The sequence below is a fragment of the Pseudomonas sp. K2I15 genome, assembly GCF_002204795.1.
In the GTDB taxonomy this organism is placed as follows: Bacteria; Pseudomonadota; Gammaproteobacteria; order Pseudomonadales; family Pseudomonadaceae; genus Aquipseudomonas.
In genome coordinates, this window is sequence record NZ_NIXO01000011.1 from 117,735 (window position 1) to 136,271 (window position 18,537).

Genomic DNA, 18,537 nt, shown 5'->3' on the forward strand with positions numbered 1-18,537 from the left:
GCTTTTTGTTGGGCCTTGATTACAGCGTGGAACGCACGCGCCACAGCTCGGGGAACAGCACGGTGTCGAGCATCTTGCGCAGGTAACCCACGCCTTCGGTACCGCCGGTGCCGGGCTGGAAGCCGATGATCCGCTCCACCGTAGTCACGTGGCGAAAGCGCCATTGGCGAAAGGAGTCTTCCAGGTCGATAAACTTTTCGGCCAGTTGGTACAGGTCCCAATACCGGCTCGGATCGCGATACACCTCGCGCCACGCCGCCTCCACGGAGTCATCGTGAACCGTCGGCGCCGTGGGGTCGCGTTCAGCGCGCTTAGGGTCGATCGACAGCCCGGCCTTGACCATCAGGTTGATCGCCTCGTCATACAGCGACGGCGTGGCAATCGCCACCTGCAGCTCCTTCAACAACTCCGGGCGATGGGCGTGAGGCCGCAACAGCGCCGCGCTTTTGTTGCCGAGGATGAATTCGATTTCCCGGTACTGGAACGACTGGAAGCCCGACGACTGGCCCAGGTACGGGCGAATCGACTTGTACTCCGATGGCGTCATGGTCGCCAGCACCGCCCAGGCGTGCACCAGTTGGTCAAAGATCCGCGACACCCGCGCCAGCATCTTGAACGCCGGCGGCAACTCACCCAGGCGCACGTGTTCGCGGGCGGCCTTGAGTTCGTGGAGCATCAGTTTCATCCACAGCTCCGAGGTCTGGTGCTGGATGATGAACAGCATCTCGTTGTGGTCCGGCGACAGCGGGTGCTGGGCGCTGAGCACTTTGCCCAGGTCCAGGTAGTCGCCGTAGCTCATGGACTCGGAAAAATTCAGCTCGGCGTTATGCCATTCTTCCGGCGGCTGGTAGTCAGGGGAGAAAGGACACTGGCTCATCGCGTGGGCTCCTTGAGCGGGCGGAGGATGGCTCGTACCGGGCTGGCATCGAGGTTGGCAAAACGCAGCGGCAGCGCGATCAACTCGTAATCGCCCTGCGGCACGTCGTCGAGGACGATGCCTTCGAGAATCGCCATGCCATGACGGGCGACGGCGTTGTGGGAATCCATGGTCTTGGACTGCTGCGGGTCCAGGGACGGCGTGTCGATACCGATCAGGCGCACACCGAGGCCGGCCAGCAGCTCGATGGTTTGCGGCGCGACGGCGGTGAAATTCGAATCCCAGGTATCCAGCGGCGCCTGTTGATAAGTGCGCAACAGCACACGCTCCGGCAGGTGCTCCAGGCGACCTTCCAACTGATGCGGCTGCACCAGTGCGCCGCTGCCCAGGCAATGCAGCACCCGGCACGGGCCCATGTACACATCCAGGGACACTTCACCGATCGGCGCACCGTCAGCGCTGTAGTGCAACGGCGCGTCCACATGGGCGCCGGTGTGCGGCGACAGCGTGATGCGCCCGACATTCACCGGGCACTCGGGGCCGAACTGCCACACGCGCTCTTCCTGAAACGGCGTATCCCCCGGCCAGGTCGGGGTCGCGGTACTCAGGGGCGGGCTGATGTCCCACCACGTTTTTATTGGATTCATTTCAAGGCTCTCGGTCGTTACTGGGGTGAATGATACGAGGGCCTGCTGTAAATATTCTTGCGAATTCCAGCGCAAAGCAGGAAATCTTTCGCACTTACTGCGAGGAAATGGCTGATTGGTGATTGGATGTTTCAAAATTACCTGGCCTGGCACGTCCCCCTGTAGGAGCTGGCTTGCCAGCAAAGAACTCAAGGGCGCCGCGCCAAACCAGAATGTACGCGTTATCGTTAACGATCATCGCTGGCAAGCCAGCTCCTACAGGGATTGGCGTGGTGGCGAAGATCACCAACTGCCTGCGCTTCTGGGCATCCCGATGTCGAGTTCAGACCACTGGCAGGCAGCCCGAGGCGATAGGGTTCGGACTTCCCTTCCACTGCCTCGGAATCATCATGTCCAAGCCGATCACCGTACTGCGCGACACCCACCCACTGCCGGTGCTGGACGCCTGCAAATGGGAAAAACTCGAAGGCGACCCGCACACCGTCAACCTCAACGCCTACACCAGCGAAGACGGCAGCAAGATCATGGGCACCTGGATCTGCACCCCGGGCAAATGGCGGGTGGAGTACGTGAAGTGGGAATACTGCCACTTCCAGGAAGGCTATTGCGTGATCACCCCGGACGGCCTGGAGCCGATCCATTTGCGGGCTGGGGATATCTTTGTGGTGGAACCGGGGATGAAGGGAACGTGGGAAGTGGTGGAGACCGTGCGTAAGTATTTTGTGTTTGCCTGACAGCCATTGTGGCGAGGGAGCTTGTCCCCCGTTGGAGTGCGTAGCGCTCCCGCTTTTTTGGGGCCGCTGCGCAGCCCAACGGGGGACAAGCCCCCTCGCCACAGTTCCCGGAAAATCCCCTATTGGGGCTTGCGATAGCTGTTGATGATCGCCGAAAAGTCCTTGCCGCCTTCCCCACGCTGGCTCATCGATTGATACAACTGCTGCGCAACGGCGCCGAGGATCACCGGCTGGTGCGCCTGGCGTGCCGCTTCAGTGGCCAGCCCCAAATCCTTGAGCATCAGTTCGGCACCAAACCCACCGGTATAACCTCGGGACGACGGCGCCGTTTCAATAATCCCGGGCCACGGGTTGTAGGTGTCCGAACTCCAGCAACGCCCGGTGGAGCTGTTGATAATCCCCGCCAACACTTGCGTGTCGATGCCCAGCGCGTCGCCCAGGGCCATGGCTTCACTGACGCCGACCATGGTGATGCCCAGCAGCAGGTTGTTGCAAATCTTGGCGATTTGCCCGGTGCCGACTTCGCCGCAATGGACGATGTTACGGCCCATCTGCGCCAGAACCGGTTGCAGGGTGGCGAACAGTTCCGGGGGGGCGCCGACCATGAAGGTCAACGTCCCGGCCTGGGCGCCGCCAGTGCCGCCGGACACCGGGGCGTCGGCCATCACCACACCGTGTTTCGCCGCCGCAGCTGCCACGTCGCGGGCGGTTTGCGGGTCGATGGTGCTGCAATCAACCGCCGGCACGCCTTTGCCGATGCCAGCGAGCACGCCGTCTTCACCCAGCCACACGCTGCGCACATGGGCCGCAGCCGGAAGCATGGTCACCACCAGCTCGGCGCCTTCTGCTGCCGCACGCGGTGAGGCGCTGATGGTGCCGCCCAGTTCGGCAAGTTCCTTGAGCACGGTCTGGTTCAGGTCGAACAGGTTCAGCGCGTGGCCGGCCTTGATCAGGTTGCGCGCCATTGGCGCACCCATGTTGCCCAGGCCAATAAATGCAATCTTCATGGTCGTCTCCTCGGTCAGCGCAGGTTGATGGTGGTGTTGACGCCATCATTGACGCTGTCATCGTCGAACCAGCGGCTGGTGACGGTTTTGGTCTGGGTGTAGAACTGCACCACTTGCTTGCCATACGGGCCCAAATCGCCGAGTTTCGAACCACGGGAACCGGTGAAGCTGAAGAACGGCACCGGCACCGGGATCGGGATGTTGATGCCGACCTGGCCCACGTCGATTTCGCTCTGGAATTTACGCGCCGCCGCACCGCTCTGGGTGAACAGGCCAGTGCCGTTGCCGAACGGGTTGGCGTTGACCAGCGCGATGGCTTGGTCGAGGGTGTCGACTTCCAGCACCACCAGCACCGGGCCGAAGATCTCCTGGGTGTAGATCTGCATGTCGGTGGTCACGCCAGAGAACAGGGTCGGGCCGACGAAGTTGCCGTCTTCAAAACCCGGCACCTTGATGCCGCGGCCATCCAGTTCCAGCTTGGCGCCTTCTTTTACGCCGCTTTCGATCAGGTCGAGGATGCGTGCCTTGGCGCGTTTGGAGATCACCGGGCCCACATCGGTGCCGGCTTCGCTGCCAGCGTTCACCTTAAGTTTTTGCGCCAGGGCCTTGAGGTCTGGCAGCCATTGCTTGGCCGCACCCACCAGCACCACCACGGAAGTCGCCATGCAACGCTGACCGGCCGCACCGAAACCGGCACCTACCAGGGCGTTGAGGGTTTGCTCGCGATTGGCGTCCGGCAGTACCACGGCGTGGTTTTTGGCGCCCATCATCGACTGCACGCGCTTGCCGTGTTTGCCGGCCAGGTCGTAGACGTGGGTACCGACGGCGGTCGAACCGACGAAGGACACAGCCTTGATGTCTTTGTGGGTGCACAGTGCATCCACCACATCCTTGCCGCCGTGAACCACGTTCAGCACACCGGCTGGTACGCCGGCTTCGACCGCCAGTTCAACCAGCAGCACGGTCGACAGCGGGTCCTGCTCCGACGGCTTGAGTACGAAAGTGTTACCGCAGGCAATCGCCATCGGGAACATCCACAGCGGAATCATCGCCGGGAAGTTGAACGGGGTGATGCCGGCGCACACGCCGATCGGCTGGCGCAGGGTGTAGGTATCCACACCACCGGCGACGTTTTCAGCGAATTCGCCCATCTGCAAGGTACCGATGGAGCACGCATGCTCGACCACTTCCAGGCCACGGAAAATGTCGCCTTCGGCGTCGGCAATGGTCTTGCCCTGCTCGGCGCTCAGCACCACGGCGATGCGCTTGGAGTGCTCGCGGATCAAGGCTTGCAGCTTGAGCATGATGCGCATGCGCGCACCGATCGGCGTCAGCTTCCAGGTCTGGAAGGCGCGATGGGCAGCGTCGATGGCAGCGTTGACTTCTTCGGGGGTGGAAAACGGTACACGCGCCAGCACTTGCTGGGTGGCCGGGTTGACGATGTCTTGCCATTCGGTGGTCTTGGACTCGACCCACTCGCCGTTGATCAGCAGCTTGACCTGTTGCACGGAAATATCGGCAGATGCGTTCATGTGGTCTCCAATTCTTATAGGTATGCAGAGAACCAAGGCGTTGAATCGCCTTGAGGATGAGGCGTTCGGACTGTTTTTGGAGTATAGATGTGCAAACTTCTAATAAGAACGCACATAAAAGCCGGTCCAATATGCAAAAAAACATCACGTCGCTAGGCTCCCTGAACTGGGATGACCTGAAGTTTTTCCTCGAAGTTGCCCGCACCCGCAAGGCCAGCGTCGCGGCCAAGCGCCTAGCGGTGGACTACACCACCGTGTCGCGGCGCATCAGTTCGCTTGAAGGCTCTTTGGGCACTCTGCTGTTTGAAAAATCCCGGACCAACGGCTTCGTATTGACCACCGAAGGCCAACGTTTGCTGGGCTACGCCGAGTCCATCGAAAGCACCTTGCACATGGCCTGCGAACAAGTTTCCGGCTCTGGCGTGGCGCTGTCCGGCCACGTGCGCATGGGCTGCACCGAAGGTTTCGGCAGCTTCTTCGTCACCCCGCAACTGAGCCACTTCGTCGACACCTACCCGGCGATCTCGGTGGACATCCTGCCCCTGCCCCACTTCATCAGCCTGTCCAAGCGCGAGGCGGATATCGTCATCGCCCTGGAGCGCCCGGAACACGGGCCCTACGTGTGCTGCAAACTGTGCGACTACAAGTTGCAGCTGTATGCGACACAGGAGTATCTGGACCAGCATCCGCCCATTCGCCGGGCAGCGGATTTGGTCGAACATCCGTTTATCAGCTACGTGGATGACTTGGCGTTCAGTTCAGAGCTGCTGTACCTGGCCAACGTGGTGCCGGGTGCCAGCGCGAGTTTGCGCAGTACCAGCGTGATCGCGCAGTACGTGGCGGCGCAGCAAGGGCGATCATTGGCGATCTTGCCGTGTTTTTTGGCGGCGCAGGATCCGCGGTTGCTGCCGGTGCTGGGCAAGGAGATCAATATCACGCGGCAGTTCTGGATGTACTGCCGCGAGGATTTGAGAAAGTTGAAACGGATCACTCTGCTGTGGGATTACATCCGTGAGGTGACGGAGCAGAATCAGCCGTTGTTGATGGGGGAAACGCGGGAGATGAGGTTTGCGGATTAAAGGGCCATCAACGACGATTCCCTTTAAATTGCAGGACGATTCCTAGAGAATCTCCACCCTATTGCGCCTTACTGTTTGGATCTCTAGCCTCCCGGTGTCGCTGCACATCAGCGACCGGGTTTAGCGATCCAGGCTTCAGAAGTAACACCGCCCTCAACAATATTAGCCGGCGCTTGCCTGCTTTTAGCGTTTTATGGCGGCTGTGTGCGGGAGACCTTCGAGTCTACCCGGGGCGCTCTCTGGCCCGGATCGCTAACCTGCACACAGCTGCCACCCTCTTCATGTTTAGCGATGTGATGTGGTGGCCTCTACTTCAGCAGAGAGCAATCATCATGACCAAAATCGTCCCCGATCCCCCACTGTCTTCAGTCATTACCCTCGGCGTCGTCACCTTTGGCGACTACGGTGAAAACAACAAACCCCTGTTCCGCGTCAACGCTGGCATGCCCATTGGCGAAGCGCTGGAGCATGCCTCAACGCTGCTTTACTACTCCAAAAAACTCGCAATGGAAGCTGCCATGGATGTGCGGGGTGAGCAATACGCGTGGGCCGCGCATTATCTGTGTGAGATGGGGAAGGCGGTGGTTGATGACCTGACCAAAGCCATGCTGCCGAGTGGTTAAGCAAACGCGAGATCAAACACACCGTAAGTAAAATGTGGGAGCGGGCTTGCTCGCGAAGGCGGTGGATCAGTCAAATATGCATTGGCTGACACACCGATTTCGCGAGCAAGCCCGCTCCCACATTTTTGAACGCATTCCATAGGGCGAACGAGGGCGTCAGCTTAGTCAGCAATCACCACAATCGACACCCGGCGATTCTCAGTGCGCCCCGCCGCCGTTTCGTTGGATGTCACCGGTTCGCTGCTGCCCAGCCCACGCAGTTGTACGTTTTCTTCTTTCATTCCGACGCTGGTCAGCACGTTGGCCACGCTTTTTGCCCGGCGCAGGGACAGTTGCTGGTTGTAGGTTTCCTTGCCCGAGGCGTCGGTGTGGCCGTCGACTCGCACGCGCTCAATGCCCACGCCCAACAGCGCCTTGCCGATGCGCTGGACGATCTCGGTGCTGGGCGCATTCAGGTTTTCGACGTCGCTGCCAAACAGCACCTTGCCCGACAGGCCGAAGGCCCAACCATCATCAGTCAACTCAAAGCCTTGCTGTTTGAGCACGGCGATTTGCGCCGGTGTCAGGCCTTTGGGCGGCGGTGTCTGGCAGCCACTCAGGGCGAGCAAGGCCACGAGCAAGGTGATAAACAAAAAGCGTGCGGTCGAGAACAAGGGGTCAACTCCTGTGTTAAACGTTGGCGGCGGGGTGCTCCGACTCCGCCGTTTGCTGGCCACCCTGGGAAAGCCGTTTGGCCTGGTACATCGCCGTGTCGGCGGCGTTGAGCAAGCTGCCCGGGGTGGCGCCATGATCAGGGTAGACGGCTATGCCGATACTGAGTGAGGTCAATACGTGGGTGTCGCCGGGTAGAGGAATCGGGGCGTCCATGCTGGCGATGATTTTGTCGGCGATGCGCTGAGCGTCCTCAAGCTTGTGCAAGGGCGACAGCAGGATCGCAAATTCATCGCCGCCCAGGCGTGCCACCAGGTCGTTTTCCCGCAGTTGGGCACGAATGCGCGTTGCCACCGCCACCAACACCGCATCGCCCGCAGCATGGCCGTAGCTGTCGTTGATGTCTTTGAAACGGTCGCTGTCGAGGAACAGTACCGCGACTTTTTCGTTGAGCTTGGCGGCGCTGCGCAACGCGCGGATCAATCGTCCTTCAAAGAAAGCCCGGTTGGGCAGCCCGGTCAGGCTGTCGTGGCTAGCCTGGTGGGCGAGGGTTTCGTTTTCGCTTTGCAGGTGGGTCTGCCAGGCTTCCAGCTCGTCGAGCAAGGCGTTGAAGTCGTTGCCCAGGCTGTCGAGTTCGGCGATTTTCGCCGGTGGTACGCGCCGGTCAAACGCCCGCTCGCTGCGGGCAGCGTGGGCCACCGAGGCCAGGCTGTGTAACGGCCCGGTGATGCCGCGCAACAGACGCCTTGCCAGGTACAACGCGACCCAGGCGCTGAGGGCGGTGCACACCAAAATCCCGGCCAGGCCGCTGAGCAGGAAGCGCAACAGGCTGCCGCCATGGCCCGTCAGGTGCACGCTGCCGATCACTTGACCCTGGTGCAGGATCGGCTGGGTGATGGGCTGTTCGAGCAGGGCATGTGCCAACTGCAACTCAATCATCGACAGCATCCCGGTTTCCGGGCGCTCCCAATGGGCCAGTTGCTTGCCGTCGACGTTGAAGACTTCGGCCTCGGCCACCTCTTCCTCCGAGGCGATCACGGCCAACGCTTCGGTGGCCGCCGCGCTGTCGTTGAACACCACAGCCGCTTCCACGGTGTAGTTGATGGAACGGGCGATCAACTGCAGGTTGTGGTCGGCGTACACCCGCAGCGCCAGCACACCGAGCAGGGTCAGGGAGATACTGGCCATAGTCACCGCCATCAGCGCCAGGCTCAGGTGCCCGCGCCCGATCACCGAACGCAGGGTTGGGCGCACCGGCCCTTTACCGAAACTCATGACCCCGGCGCTCTTCGGCGGGACAGTTGCAGTACGCTTGGATGAATGCGCACACCGCTGCGGGCGACGGAGTCGAGGTTGACCTCGAACGATACCTGCTCATCGCCCACCCGCAGGCAGAAAAGGCTGCCCACGGTGCATTGGTCACCGCCTTCGCTGATGCTGAGCACCGGATGGCCGACCAGCGCCGCAAACAGGCGGCTGCGCTCGTCACCGGTCAATCGGCCGATGTACACGGCGTCGCAGGCATTACCGATGCCAGGATGGTCGGCCAGCAAACGCTGCACCACCACCGGACGCCCGGTGGCCTGGGTGGTGCCTTTGACCAGGTCATCGGTGTATTGGGTCGGCCCGACGATGCACAAGCGCAGTTGCGCAGGTTCTACCGGCCAGCGGGCGTAACTGAGAATTCCCAGGACTACTTGGGTCACGGCCTTGGCCCGCTGATCGGCCATGCCGGCAGGCGGCTCGGCAAAAGCTGGAGGCAAGAACCCCCACAGAAGCGCCAACAGCAGCATTCGTCTCCAGCTCAAACTCCGCTCTGTGGGCGAGACAGCCACGTTCATGCAGCGATTCTCTTTGATCTTCTCGGGATGATGCCGCAACGATAGCACAACGGCGGAAAACCCCGCGAGGCGACACCTCGGGGAATTCCGCTATTTTTTCAGAAAAATCATACGCATGGATCGGAAAAGAGTGATGACCCATTGGTCAGTTTTTTCATCAATCACGTACCCAGCTCCAACATCAGCCCACTCAAGCGCTTCACCTTGCGGCGCACCGCCTCTTCGAACACGCCGCCCCGGGGTTCGATCAGGCTGAACCAGTCCTTGGCGCGGGTGATGCCGGTGTAGATCAACTCTTTGGTGAGCACCGGGTTCAAGGCGTCCGGCAGGATCAGCGCAGTGTGGGTGAACTCCGAGCCCTGGGATTTGTGCACCGTCATTGCGTACACCGTTTCCACATCGTTGAGCCGGCTGGGCAGCACAAAACGCACACCGCCCTGGCCATCGTTGCGCGGGAACGCCACACGCAGCACCTGCGGCCCGCCATCACTTTCGGGCAGTTTCAGGGCGATGCCGATATCGCCGTTCATCAGGCCCAGGCCGTAATCGTTGCGGGTCATCAAAACCGGTCGCCCTTCGTACCATTGCTGGTCGCTGTCGATCAGCCGCGCCCTGAGCAGCGCGGCGGTGATGCGCAGGTTCAAGCCCTCGACACCCCACGGGCCTTTGCGTACAGCGCAGAGCAGCTGGAATGCGTCGAAGGCTTTCAGCAGTTTTTGCGCCCAGTGGGTCCAGGCTTCGTCATCCCGGGGCGTGTCGAGGGATGGGCGAGCGGTCTGTAGCAACTTCAGGTAATACCGGTAACCGTGGGCACCGTCGCCGTGCCCGTCGAGCACCAGGCGCTCCAGGGCATGGTCGTGCTCGCCCTTGAGGCTGACGCAAAACAGGTCGGCGTGGCTACGGGCGGCCAGCAGTTTGCGGGCCTGCTCAGCGTTTTGCTGGTTGACCCAGCGGGCGAGTTGGCCAATGCCGCTGCCTTCGCCGAAACGGCGCGAGTAACGCAGCATTACCACTTGTTGCGCCAATGGATGACTACCGTCGAGGTCTTCCTGCAGGCCGCTGGCGCCAAGGTCTTCGCCGCTGACCTGTTGCAGCCACTGACGGGTTTGCGGGCTGTAGAAACCGGCTTCGGCGTCGCGGCACAAATCCCCCAGCACCGCGCCGGCTTCAACCGAGGCCAACTGATCCTTGTCACCCAACAGCACCAAACGGGCGTGAGGCGGCAAAGCGTCCAGCAGATTGGCCATCATTTCCAGGTCGATCATCGAGGCTTCGTCCACTACCAATACATCCAGGGGCAACGGATTGCCAATGTGATGCCGGAAGTGTCGAGTGCCAGGCCGACTGCCCAGCAAACGGTGGACGGTGGTGACCTGGGTCGGGATTTTTTCCTTCACCGCGTCAGGCACTTTCAGCGACAGCACTTGCTGGCTGATGGACTCGGTCAAGCGTGCGGCCGCCTTGCCGGTGGGCGCTGCCAGACGGATACGCAATGCGCTGCCGTTCTCCACCGCTGGCGCCTGCAATAACGCGAGCAAGCGCACCACCGTGGTGGTCTTGCCGGTGCCGGGGCCGCCGGTGACGATGCTGAATGCACCACGGGTGGCCAGGGCGCAGGCGAGTTTTTGCCAGTCGACGACGCCGTCCGGCGGGGCTTGGTCGAACAAGCGATTCAGGCGTTCAGGCAGATCATCGGCAACGCTTTCGCGGGTGGCGAGTCGCAATCGCAGGGCAGTGTCGATGCGCCGTTCATAGGTCCAGTAGCGGCGCAAATACAAACGCTTGCCCGACAGCACCAGTGGCCGGCCTTGCGCGTCTTCACTGCCATCGACGGCCAGTGCCACCAGACGGCTCTCGGCCAGGGCGTGGCACCAATGGGCGCCGTCCAGGCCTTCAAGCAATTGCGATGGCAGCAGCATGGCCCCGGTTTGCGCATCGCCTTCGGGCGGTAGCGACAGCGCGAAATCGGGGGCCTTGAGAGTTTCGAACAGGTCCAGGCACACGTGGCCGTGGCCCAGTTGGTGGCTGGTCAGGGCAGCGGCCAGCAGCACCAATGGATCAGCCTGCGGATCTAGCTCGTGGAGGAAGCCGACAAAGGCTTTATCCAATGCCCGCAACCAGCCGCGCTGCACCCAGAGATCGAGCAATTGCACCAGGTCGGCGGCGCGGCTCAGAGGCGTCAGTTCCTCGAGCGGTAACGGCGACAGGCTCATAGCAACACTCCTTGTTCCCAGGCGGGCTCGGCCTTGGGTGGTAGCGGTTTGCCCTGGAACAGTAGGTCCAGGCTTTCGATCAGTTCCCGGGGTGGCCGGGTGAAATACGCGCCCTGGCTCGCGGAATGGGTGCCGCGCAGGAACAGGTACAACGCACCGCCGACGTGGCGGTCGTAGTCGTAATCCGGCAGTCTAGCCTTGAGCTGGCGATGCAGGGCCAGCAGGTAAAGTACGTATTGCAGGTCGTAACGATGGTCGAGGATCGACAGTTCCATGGCCTGTTGCGTGTAGGCCGAATCGTCGGGACCGAGCCAGTTGGATTTGTAGTCGGCTACGTAGTAGCGGCCTTCGTGTTCGAAGGTCAGGTCGATAAAGCCCTTGAACATGCCGTTGAGCAACACCGGTTCGGCGGCCACGCGCGATACGCCATTGTGTGTGTGCTGGCACACCAGTTTGTCGAGCGCGAGGACATCGACCTTGTGGCTGGCGAACCAGAACTCCATTTCGATCTGGTACTGCAGCAACTCGCTGAGGGCCATTTGCCCATTGCCCAGCGGCAACCGGGCTTGCAACAGGTGCCCAAGCCAACCGCCGAGGGTGCCGATCCAGCCTTCCCAACCGCGTCGGTTGCAGCGGCGGGCGACCGCATCTTCGATGGCGTCAGGGGTGACATTGAAGCCTTCGCCGCCCGCCCATTCCAGCAGCCCATGGAGGAAGGTGCCGGGGTTCGGCCCGCGTGGGAAACGGTGAATATCGCCGCCGGATGCCGGGACTTCGCGCGGGGCATCCGGGTCGAGGCGTTCGTCGTCGAACAGTTTCTGCGCTTGTGGGCTTTCCGGCGCTTCGAGGCTCGCGGCGCTCATGCTTTCGCCGATGCGCAGGGCGCTGTAGGACGCGATCCACCAGTTTTCTGCCGCCTTGCGTTTGGGCAGCAGCGGCGCGAGCAAGGTGGCTTCGTTGCGCGGCGGGTGGAATACAACCGCATCGGCCTCGGGTATTTCTGCGTAATGCAGCGCCGCGCAACCTTCCTGCAAATCGAGCAGCCAGCGGGTGAGGCCGGTGGATTCGCCCAGTGAAGTACCGCCGCCGAGCAAGTAGCCCAGGGCCGACAGGTGCAACACCGAGCTGTTGTTATTGCCGCGCTTCAGGTCGGCGATGCCCAGCCAGCAGGCATGTTTGGCGCGGGTCAGTGCCACGTAAAACAGACGCAAGTCTTCGGCCAGGCGTTCATCGTCGGCTTGGGCGATCAACTCGGCGGTAGGCTTGAGGCTGACTTGGGATTTGCCGTTTGCATCGTGGTAATGCAACGGCAAGCGGCTGCCGTCTACCGGTTTTGCCGAGCAGATGAATGGCAGGAAAACCAGGTCGTACTCCAAGCCCTTGGACTTGTGGATCGTCACCACTTTGACTAATTGCTCATCGCTTTCAAGCCGCAGGATCTGCTCTTCGCCGGCCTGCCCGGAGAGCGCGAGATGTTCAGCCAGGTGGCGAATCAGTGCCTGCTCGCCGTCCAGCTCTGCCGCTGCCTGCTGCAGCAATTCCGAGAGGTGCAGCAGGTTGGTCAGTACCCGTTCGCCATCGCTGCGAGTGATCAGGGTTTGCGGCAATTTGAAGTCGTGCAGCAGGCGCCGCAGCATCGGCAGCACGCCTTGGGTGCGCCAGATCGTGCGGTAGTCGCGGAACTGCATCACGCGTTTTTCCCACGCCAGTTCGTCCTGGTTCAGACGTTCCAATTCCGGCAGCGACAGGTTCAGGGTGACGCAGGCCAGGGCGGCGCGCAGCGGGCGCTCGACGTCCGGCTCGGCGCAGGCCTTGAGCCAGGCCAGCAGGTCGTGGGCTTCCTGGGCGGCGAACACCGAGTCCTTGTCGGACAGGTACACGCTACGCACACCACGGGCAGCCAGCTCACCGCGCACGGCCTGGGCCTCCTTGCCGTCGCGCACCAGGATGGCGATGTCTGACGGCAGCACGCCTTTGAAGCTATCGTCTTTGCTCAGGAATCCCGCAGTCCCCTGTTGGCCGCCGTTGAGTAAGGCGACGATTTGGCTTGCGCACGAAGCTGCCAGCTGTTGTCGGTAAAGCACGCCGGAGATCGGCTGGTCGGTGGGCAGGTGCCAGAGGTTCAGCGCGGGCAACGTCTGACCGTTGACCTGCAGTTGTTCCTTGCGGCCCTGGGACAATACCGACTGAAACGGCACCGGATTCGTACCGTCGGGCTCGCGGAACAGGAATGCGCCACGGCCTTTTTCTGCGCGCTGGAACACATGGTTTACCGCCTCGACCATGGCGTGGCTCGAACGGAAGTTGGTGCCCAAAGTGTGATGGCGGCCGGTGGTGGATTGGCGCGCGCGCAGGTAGGTGTAAATGTCGGCGCCACGGAACGCGTAGATCGCCTGCTTCGGGTCGCCGATCAGGAACAGGCCACTATCCAGGTGGTTTTCTTCGATGCGGTAGATGCTGTCGAAGATGCTGTATTGCACCGGGTCGGTGTCCTGGAATTCATCGATCAAGGCGACCGGGAATTGCTCGCGGATCACACTGGCCAAGCGCTCGCCGCCGTCGGCCTGTAGCGCGGCATTTAGGCGGATCAGCATGTCGTCGAAGCCCATTTCGGCGCGGCGGCGTTTTTCTTCTTCGAAGCGTTTTCCTACCCAGCCGGCGGCGTGTTGCAGCACGGCCGCATCAGGCGTTGGCAGGGCGTCGAGACTGGCCTTTAGACCGGCCATGGCGTCGATTCCAGGGTGGCGCGGCGGCTCGCCTTTCCAGGCTTCGGCCATGCCGTCGGGCGTCAGCCGGGTGAAGCCGGTGCCGATGTCCAGTTGTTCGAGGGATTCGTCAGCGGCCCAGGCACTGATTTTTTCGAACCACGGTTCGAAGTAACGAGGTTGCATCTTGCGGCCATCGACGGCTTTGGCGGCGACGGCCTGGAGGCAGATATTGCGTAGCTCTTGTGCCCATTGCTGCCAGGGCGCTTTGAGCGCAACGAGGGCTTGGCGGCGCTCTTGCAGGCAGGCGTTGATCAGCTCGGCGGGTTCACGGGTTTCGTCGGTGGGCCGTTCGCTGCCGAACAGCGCGCGTACCCGTGGCATCAGCGCTGCCGGGCCGCCCCAATTGTTGCGCACCCAGTTCAGCGCATCGTCGTGCATCGGGTAGCAGAACAGTCGCCAGTAGTCGCGTAGCACTTCGCCAAGCAGGTCGCTGTGGTCGGTCTCCAGGGTCTGGGTGAACAGGCTGCCGCTGTCGAAGGCGTGTTCGCGCAGCATGCGCTGGCACCAACTGTGGATGGTCGAGACAGCGGCTTCGTCCATCCATTGTGCGGCGATGTCCAGGCGGTTGGCGCAGCCGGGCCATTGTTCGCGGCTGTATTGGTCGCGCAGTTCGGCGATCAACGCGTCGGGTTCTTCGATTTCTTCGCGGAAAAACCGCGCGGCTTCTGCCAGGCGGATGCGGATACGTTCACGCAGCTCTTTGGTGGCGGCGTCGGTGAACGTTACGACGAGGATTTGTGGCGGCAGCAACTCACGGCCGAAACCCGATTCGTCACCGCCGTGGCCGAGTACCAGGCGCAGGTAGAGCGCCGAGATGGTGAAGGTCTTGCCTGTACCGGCGCTGGCTTCGATCAGTTGGCTGCCCTTGAGCGGGAAGGCCAGGGCCAGGGGTTTTGTGTCGCTCATGCGCTGGCCTCCGCACGGGTGAGTGATCGCCAGGGGGCGTTGATCAATGGTCGATAGAGCGTTTCGCACCAGCCTTCAAACTCTTCGTTGGCCATCAGCGCGGCGTAGTCGGGGAACTGGCGGGTGAGCGCGGGGCTTTCACGGCGCTCGCCGTCGGTGGTTTGGCCGTCGCCTTCGTAGGCTTTGCTGGCGGCAGCTTGCGCTTTGGCCGGGTCGGTTTGGCCGAGCCAGGCGAAGGCTGTTTTGACGGCAATCGGCAGTGGCTCGCTCATGCCGGTTTTCCACGCGAGCAGCAGGTTGCCGAGGAGTTCCTGGGCGGTGGCTTGCTCCAGCGGGGCCAATAGCAACGTGTCATCGCTGGCGACCAGCCCGGTACTTAATGGCAATCCGCAGGCGCAGGCCACCAGGTGATTTACCCACGGGCGAATCAGTCGGTGCCACTTGCGGGTCTTGATCGAGCCGATGCTGTTGGGGATGGCGGTAACGCTTAGGAAGCTACCGTCGCTACGTTGGTGCAGGCCGCTGATCCAACCTTCAAGCTGAATGCCTTGATGCTCAAAACTGACCGGTTCAGCGCTTGTGTGCGGGGTGGGCCAGAGTGCCAGGAGTTGTTGGTAACGCTGCAACAAATCAGGCAACGGCTCGATCAGTTCTTTGCGCAGGCATTCGCCGAAACCGACCATTGGCAGCAAGCCGCTACCTTGTAGGCGAAGGGCCTGGGCGTTGAGGGCTTCGTCGAGGTTGTCGGGCCGGGTCAGCGCGGCGGCGAGCAACCTGTCGCTGAGGCTGTAGCGCTGCAGTGCGTCAAGGACGAAGGGTTCTTCATCTTCCAGCGGGACTTCGGCGGCTTCGAAAAACACTTTCAGGCGCTGGCTGAAGAAGTGTTTAACCGGGTTGCGCAGGAAGTCTTGCAGTTGGCCGAGGCTCAGCGGCTCTTCCTGGATGTAGGGTGCAAGGCTGCCAGTATCGGGGAGATTGTCCGGGGTTGCGTGGAGCAATTGCCATTCGCGGGCGTAGCTGAAGAGGTCGTCGCCCTCGTGGAAGTAGCGGGCACTGAAGGGTTGCAGCGGGTGTTCCTGGGTGGTGGCTTCCAGGAGTGGCTCGCCGCTGGTGGTGTGCCAGCCGCTGGCGATGTGGTCGCGCAACTGACCGATCAGGACGGAGGCCGGGCGATCGCTGTTGTCGCGAATGCTGCGGCCAACCCAGCTGATGTAGAGCTGGTCGCGGGCCGAAAGCAGGGCTTCGAGCAGCAGGTAGCGGTCGTCTTCACGGCGTGAGCGATCGCCCGGGCGGTAGTCGCTGCCCATCAGGTCGAAGTCCAGCGGCGGTTGGGCGCGTGGGTAGTCGCCGTCGTTCATGCCGAGCAGGCAGACTAGCTTGAACGGGATCGCACGCATGGGCATCAGGGTGCAAAAATTGACAGCACCTGCAAGGAAGCGTTGAGACAGTCGGCCTTGGTCAAGCCCGGCCAGCCAGGCCTCGCGGACTACGGTCAGGGGTAATTCGTCGTGCAGGCCGACGGACTCGCAGGTCTCAAGCCAGGTTTCTCTCAGTTGCTCAAGCTGACCGAGAAGGTAGTCGTCGTGCTCGTTGCTCGGTAGGAAGAACAACTGCATCAGGTTTTGCAGGCGCTCACCCCACTCTCTCGGTGCGGCGGGTTGTGACAGTGCCTGGTGGGCGTCGTGCAATGCGTCAAGCAGCGCGACCAGCGGGCCGATCAGTGCGGCGTCAAGGCCACCGATTTCATCGTAAGGCTCGATGCCGTCGCAGGCGGAACCCGTGCCGACGGCATATCCCAAGAGCATGCGACGCAGGCCAAATCGCCAGCTGTTTTGCTCCAGCTCATTGGGCAAGCCGAGACCCGCGCGCTGTTCGGCGTTGAGGCCCCAGCGGATGCCCGCGCCTTCGATCCAGCGGTGCAGGGTCGGCAGGTCGCGTTCCTTGATGGCGAAGCGTTCGCGTAAAGCGGGGACGTCGAGCAGGTCGAGGATTTCACTGACCGGGAAACGGCTGTCGGGGAGCTTGAGCAGGTGCTCGACGGCGATCAGCAATGGGTCGCGGCCGCGCTGGCCTTGGTCTGTCAGCGTGAATGGAATGAAGCGCAGGTCGCTTCTTTCAATCTGGCCGAATACGGCGCGAATGTGCGGCGCGTAACTGTCGACGTCGGGGACCATGACGATGATGTCCCGTGGACGCAATGTGGGGTCGACGCTGAAGCGCTGGAGTAATTGGTCGTGGAGGATTTCCACTTCGCGCTGGGCGCTGTGGGCAATGTGGAATCGGATGGAGGTGTCGTGCTCCAGATCGACGCTTGGCCACAGCTCGCGGGTTTCGTTGAGCGGGCGCAGTTCGAGGATGTCGTCCTGGAGCTGATTGAGCAAGGTGGTGGGCTCGCTGTCGCTGAACAGGTCGATACGGCCGTCGCGGAATGCCGAGCGGTAACTGTTGGGGTCGTCGTAACTGTCCAGCAGGTTGATGTAGTCGCGACCTTGCTTGCCCCAGGCCGCGAGCAACGGGTGGGCGTGCTGGTGCAGAGTTTGCGGGTCGATGGTGATTGGCATTCCGGCTTTGCGGGCCTGGCGTTTGTATTCGTTTCGCAGCAGGTCTTTGTCGGCGACGATATCGGACCAGTGGTGGCGACATGGGTTGTGCACGCACAGCAGGACTTGGCTGAAGCGCGCGAGGCCGGCGAGCGCTTCCAGGGCTTGGGCTGGCAGCGAAGAAATGCCGAAGACGATCACCCGTGAGGGCAGGCCAGCCGGCGCTTTTTCGAGGGTGTTGATGCGCTCGATAAAGCGCTGGTGAACACCGGCGCGACTCTGGGCCATGCCCTCCTCTCCGACATCCAGCAGCAGCGCACGCCATAGTTCGGCTTGCCAGCAGTTGGCCGAGCTAAGCGGTTTGGATTCGCCTCGGCCATTGCGCAGTTGGTGGCGGCCAGCGGCCCAATCTTCCAGCCAGTCAGCACGGTAGACCTGGTATTGGTCGAACAGATCAGCCAGGCGTTCTGCCAGTTGGTAGCGTTTGCGCAGATCCGTGTCGTGGGTCAGGAAGCGTTGCAGGGGCTCGAAGTGGGGCTGGTCGATCAGTTCGGGGAGCAGGCGCATGAGGCGCCAGGTCAGTGGGGCTTTATCGAGCAGGGACTTGGGCGGGATTTCATCCTTGCCCAGGACCATGCGATAGAGCTGCCACATGAAGCTGCCGGGAAGTTGCACGTCGATAGCCGCAGCGATGCCGCAACCGCCCATGTCGTCATCTTCAGGGTCTTCAGCCAGCGCCAGTTTCAGCCATTGGGCAATGCCGTTGCTTTGTACCAGGGCGATTTCGTTTTCCAGAGGAGCCAGCGGGTAGCGACGCATCCAACTGACGACCAGGCTGCGCAATTCATCCAGGCGGTTGCCGTGAACCACCATGAATCCAGCACTGAGGGACGTCGCATCCGGCATAACGGCTTCCTTGGGAAAAGCAAAATCGAGGGATGGACTTTAACATTGAAGGCGGTATGTAGGAGCGAGCTTGCTCGCGAAGAACTGTAAGCGCTCCATAAACCCCACATTCAAAGCGCTTATCGGATCCCGGATGCTGTGCTCCCGATTCCCTCAGGAGCCAGCTCGCCATGATGCGACCCGATGCCAAAGTCGAAAAAGTGTATCTGTACC

The 18,537-nt window shown here is 61.8% G+C and carries 13 protein-coding genes; 3 read left to right on the forward strand and 10 right to left on the reverse strand.

Annotation, left to right across the window (positions count from 1 at the left end; translation table 11 throughout):
* Window positions 1-19: 19 nt before the first annotated feature.
* Together kynA and kynB are read right to left on the reverse strand one after the other, a co-directional pair.
* Window positions 20-877 carry a tryptophan 2,3-dioxygenase gene (kynA, locus tag CEC48_RS10015; RefSeq protein WP_088423589.1) on the reverse strand — a complete coding sequence of 286 codons (858 nt, stop codon included), beginning with the start codon at window positions 875-877 and terminating at the stop codon, window positions 20-22.
* Window positions 874-1,524: an arylformamidase gene (gene kynB, locus CEC48_RS10020; RefSeq protein WP_088423590.1), complete on the reverse strand. Its 651-nt coding sequence runs from the start codon at window positions 1,522-1,524 to the stop codon at window positions 874-876. Before kynB ends, kynA begins: the two co-directional genes overlap by 4 nt.
* A 389-nt stretch (window positions 1,525-1,913) precedes the next feature.
* Here kynB and CEC48_RS10030 point away from each other — a divergent pair, with 389 nt between their 5' ends.
* On the forward strand, window positions 1,914-2,258 hold the full coding sequence (locus CEC48_RS10030) for a cupin domain-containing protein (RefSeq protein WP_003212331.1): 345 nt from the start codon (window positions 1,914-1,916) through the stop codon (window positions 2,256-2,258).
* Between the two features lie 119 nt (window positions 2,259-2,377).
* Here CEC48_RS10030 and mmsB read toward each other — a convergent pair whose 3' ends face one another.
* Together mmsB and CEC48_RS10040 are read right to left on the reverse strand one after the other, a co-directional pair.
* Window positions 2,378-3,265 carry a 3-hydroxyisobutyrate dehydrogenase gene (gene mmsB, locus CEC48_RS10035; protein ID WP_088423591.1) on the reverse strand — a complete coding sequence of 296 codons (888 nt, stop codon included), beginning with the start codon at window positions 3,263-3,265 and terminating at the stop codon, window positions 2,378-2,380.
* A 14-nt stretch (window positions 3,266-3,279) separates the two neighbouring features.
* Window positions 3,280-4,797, reverse strand: a complete 1,518-nt coding sequence (locus CEC48_RS10040) for a CoA-acylating methylmalonate-semialdehyde dehydrogenase (RefSeq protein WP_088423592.1) — start codon at window positions 4,795-4,797, stop codon at window positions 3,280-3,282.
* Between the two features lie 131 nt (window positions 4,798-4,928).
* Here CEC48_RS10040 and CEC48_RS10045 point away from each other — a divergent pair, with 131 nt between their 5' ends.
* Both CEC48_RS10045 and CEC48_RS10050 read left to right on the forward strand, forming a co-directional pair.
* A complete protein-coding gene (locus CEC48_RS10045) occupies window positions 4,929-5,876 on the forward strand; it encodes a LysR family transcriptional regulator (protein ID WP_088423593.1) in 948 nt (315 codons plus the stop codon).
* A 332-nt stretch (window positions 5,877-6,208) separates the two neighbouring features.
* Window positions 6,209-6,499, forward strand: coding sequence for a DUF3077 domain-containing protein (locus tag CEC48_RS10050; RefSeq protein ID WP_088423594.1), 291 nt, complete (start codon window positions 6,209-6,211; stop codon window positions 6,497-6,499).
* Between the two features lie 161 nt (window positions 6,500-6,660).
* Here the strand turns inward: CEC48_RS10050 and CEC48_RS10055 are convergent, their stop codons facing one another.
* The 6 genes from CEC48_RS10055 to recC all read right to left on the reverse strand — a co-directional run bounded on the left by CEC48_RS10055 (window position 6,661) and on the right by recC (window position 18,324).
* On the reverse strand, window positions 6,661-7,152 hold the full coding sequence (locus CEC48_RS10055) for an OmpA family protein (protein WP_088423595.1): 492 nt from the start codon (window positions 7,150-7,152) through the stop codon (window positions 6,661-6,663).
* Between the two features lie 16 nt (window positions 7,153-7,168).
* Entirely contained in the window at window positions 7,169-8,425 is a 1,257-nt protein-coding gene (locus CEC48_RS10060; RefSeq protein WP_088423596.1) for a diguanylate cyclase domain-containing protein, read from the reverse strand.
* A complete protein-coding gene (locus tag CEC48_RS10065; RefSeq protein ID WP_088423597.1) occupies window positions 8,422-8,991 on the reverse strand; it encodes a YfiR family protein in 570 nt (189 codons plus the stop codon). The genes CEC48_RS10060 and CEC48_RS10065 overlap by 4 nt, the downstream gene beginning before the upstream one ends.
* 161 nt (window positions 8,992-9,152) lie before the next feature.
* Window positions 9,153-11,204: an exodeoxyribonuclease V subunit alpha gene (recD, locus tag CEC48_RS10070; RefSeq protein ID WP_088423598.1), complete on the reverse strand. Its 2,052-nt coding sequence runs from the start codon at window positions 11,202-11,204 to the stop codon at window positions 9,153-9,155.
* On the reverse strand, window positions 11,201-14,878 hold the full coding sequence (gene recB / locus CEC48_RS10075) for an exodeoxyribonuclease V subunit beta (protein ID WP_088423599.1): 3,678 nt from the start codon (window positions 14,876-14,878) through the stop codon (window positions 11,201-11,203). Before recB ends, recD begins: the two co-directional genes overlap by 4 nt.
* The gene (gene recC, locus CEC48_RS10080) at window positions 14,875-18,324 is read right to left on the reverse strand and encodes an exodeoxyribonuclease V subunit gamma (protein ID WP_088423600.1); all 3,450 of its coding nucleotides are present in this window, start codon (window positions 18,322-18,324) and stop codon (window positions 14,875-14,877) included. Before recC ends, recB begins: the two co-directional genes overlap by 4 nt.
* Window positions 18,325-18,537: the final 213 nt, after the last annotated feature.

What these genes read in the sequence shown, in the direction of transcription:
- kynA (WP_088423589.1), bottom strand. Translation starts at nt 877, where the DNA reads ATGAGCCAGTGTCCTTTCTCCCCTGACTACCAGCCGCCGGAAGAATGG.
- kynB (WP_088423590.1), bottom strand. Translation starts at nt 1,524, where the DNA reads ATGAATCCAATAAAAACGTGGTGGGACATCAGCCCGCCCCTGAGTACC.
- CEC48_RS10030 (WP_003212331.1), top strand. Translation starts at nt 1,914, where the DNA reads ATGTCCAAGCCGATCACCGTACTGCGCGACACCCACCCACTGCCGGTG.
- mmsB (WP_088423591.1), bottom strand. Translation starts at nt 3,265, where the DNA reads ATGAAGATTGCATTTATTGGCCTGGGCAACATGGGTGCGCCAATGGCG.
- CEC48_RS10040 (WP_088423592.1), bottom strand. Translation starts at nt 4,797, where the DNA reads ATGAACGCATCTGCCGATATTTCCGTGCAACAGGTCAAGCTGCTGATC.
- CEC48_RS10045 (WP_088423593.1), top strand. Translation starts at nt 4,929, where the DNA reads ATGCAAAAAAACATCACGTCGCTAGGCTCCCTGAACTGGGATGACCTG.
- CEC48_RS10050 (WP_088423594.1), top strand. Translation starts at nt 6,209, where the DNA reads ATGACCAAAATCGTCCCCGATCCCCCACTGTCTTCAGTCATTACCCTC.
- CEC48_RS10060 (WP_088423596.1), bottom strand. Translation starts at nt 8,425, where the DNA reads ATGAGTTTCGGTAAAGGGCCGGTGCGCCCAACCCTGCGTTCGGTGATC.
- CEC48_RS10065 (WP_088423597.1), bottom strand. Translation starts at nt 8,991, where the DNA reads ATGAACGTGGCTGTCTCGCCCACAGAGCGGAGTTTGAGCTGGAGACGA.
- recD (WP_088423598.1), bottom strand. Translation starts at nt 11,204, where the DNA reads ATGAGCCTGTCGCCGTTACCGCTCGAGGAACTGACGCCTCTGAGCCGC.
- recB (WP_088423599.1), bottom strand. Translation starts at nt 14,878, where the DNA reads ATGAGCGACACAAAACCCCTGGCCCTGGCCTTCCCGCTCAAGGGCAGC.
- recC (WP_088423600.1), bottom strand. Translation starts at nt 18,324, where the DNA reads ATGCCGGATGCGACGTCCCTCAGTGCTGGATTCATGGTGGTTCACGGC.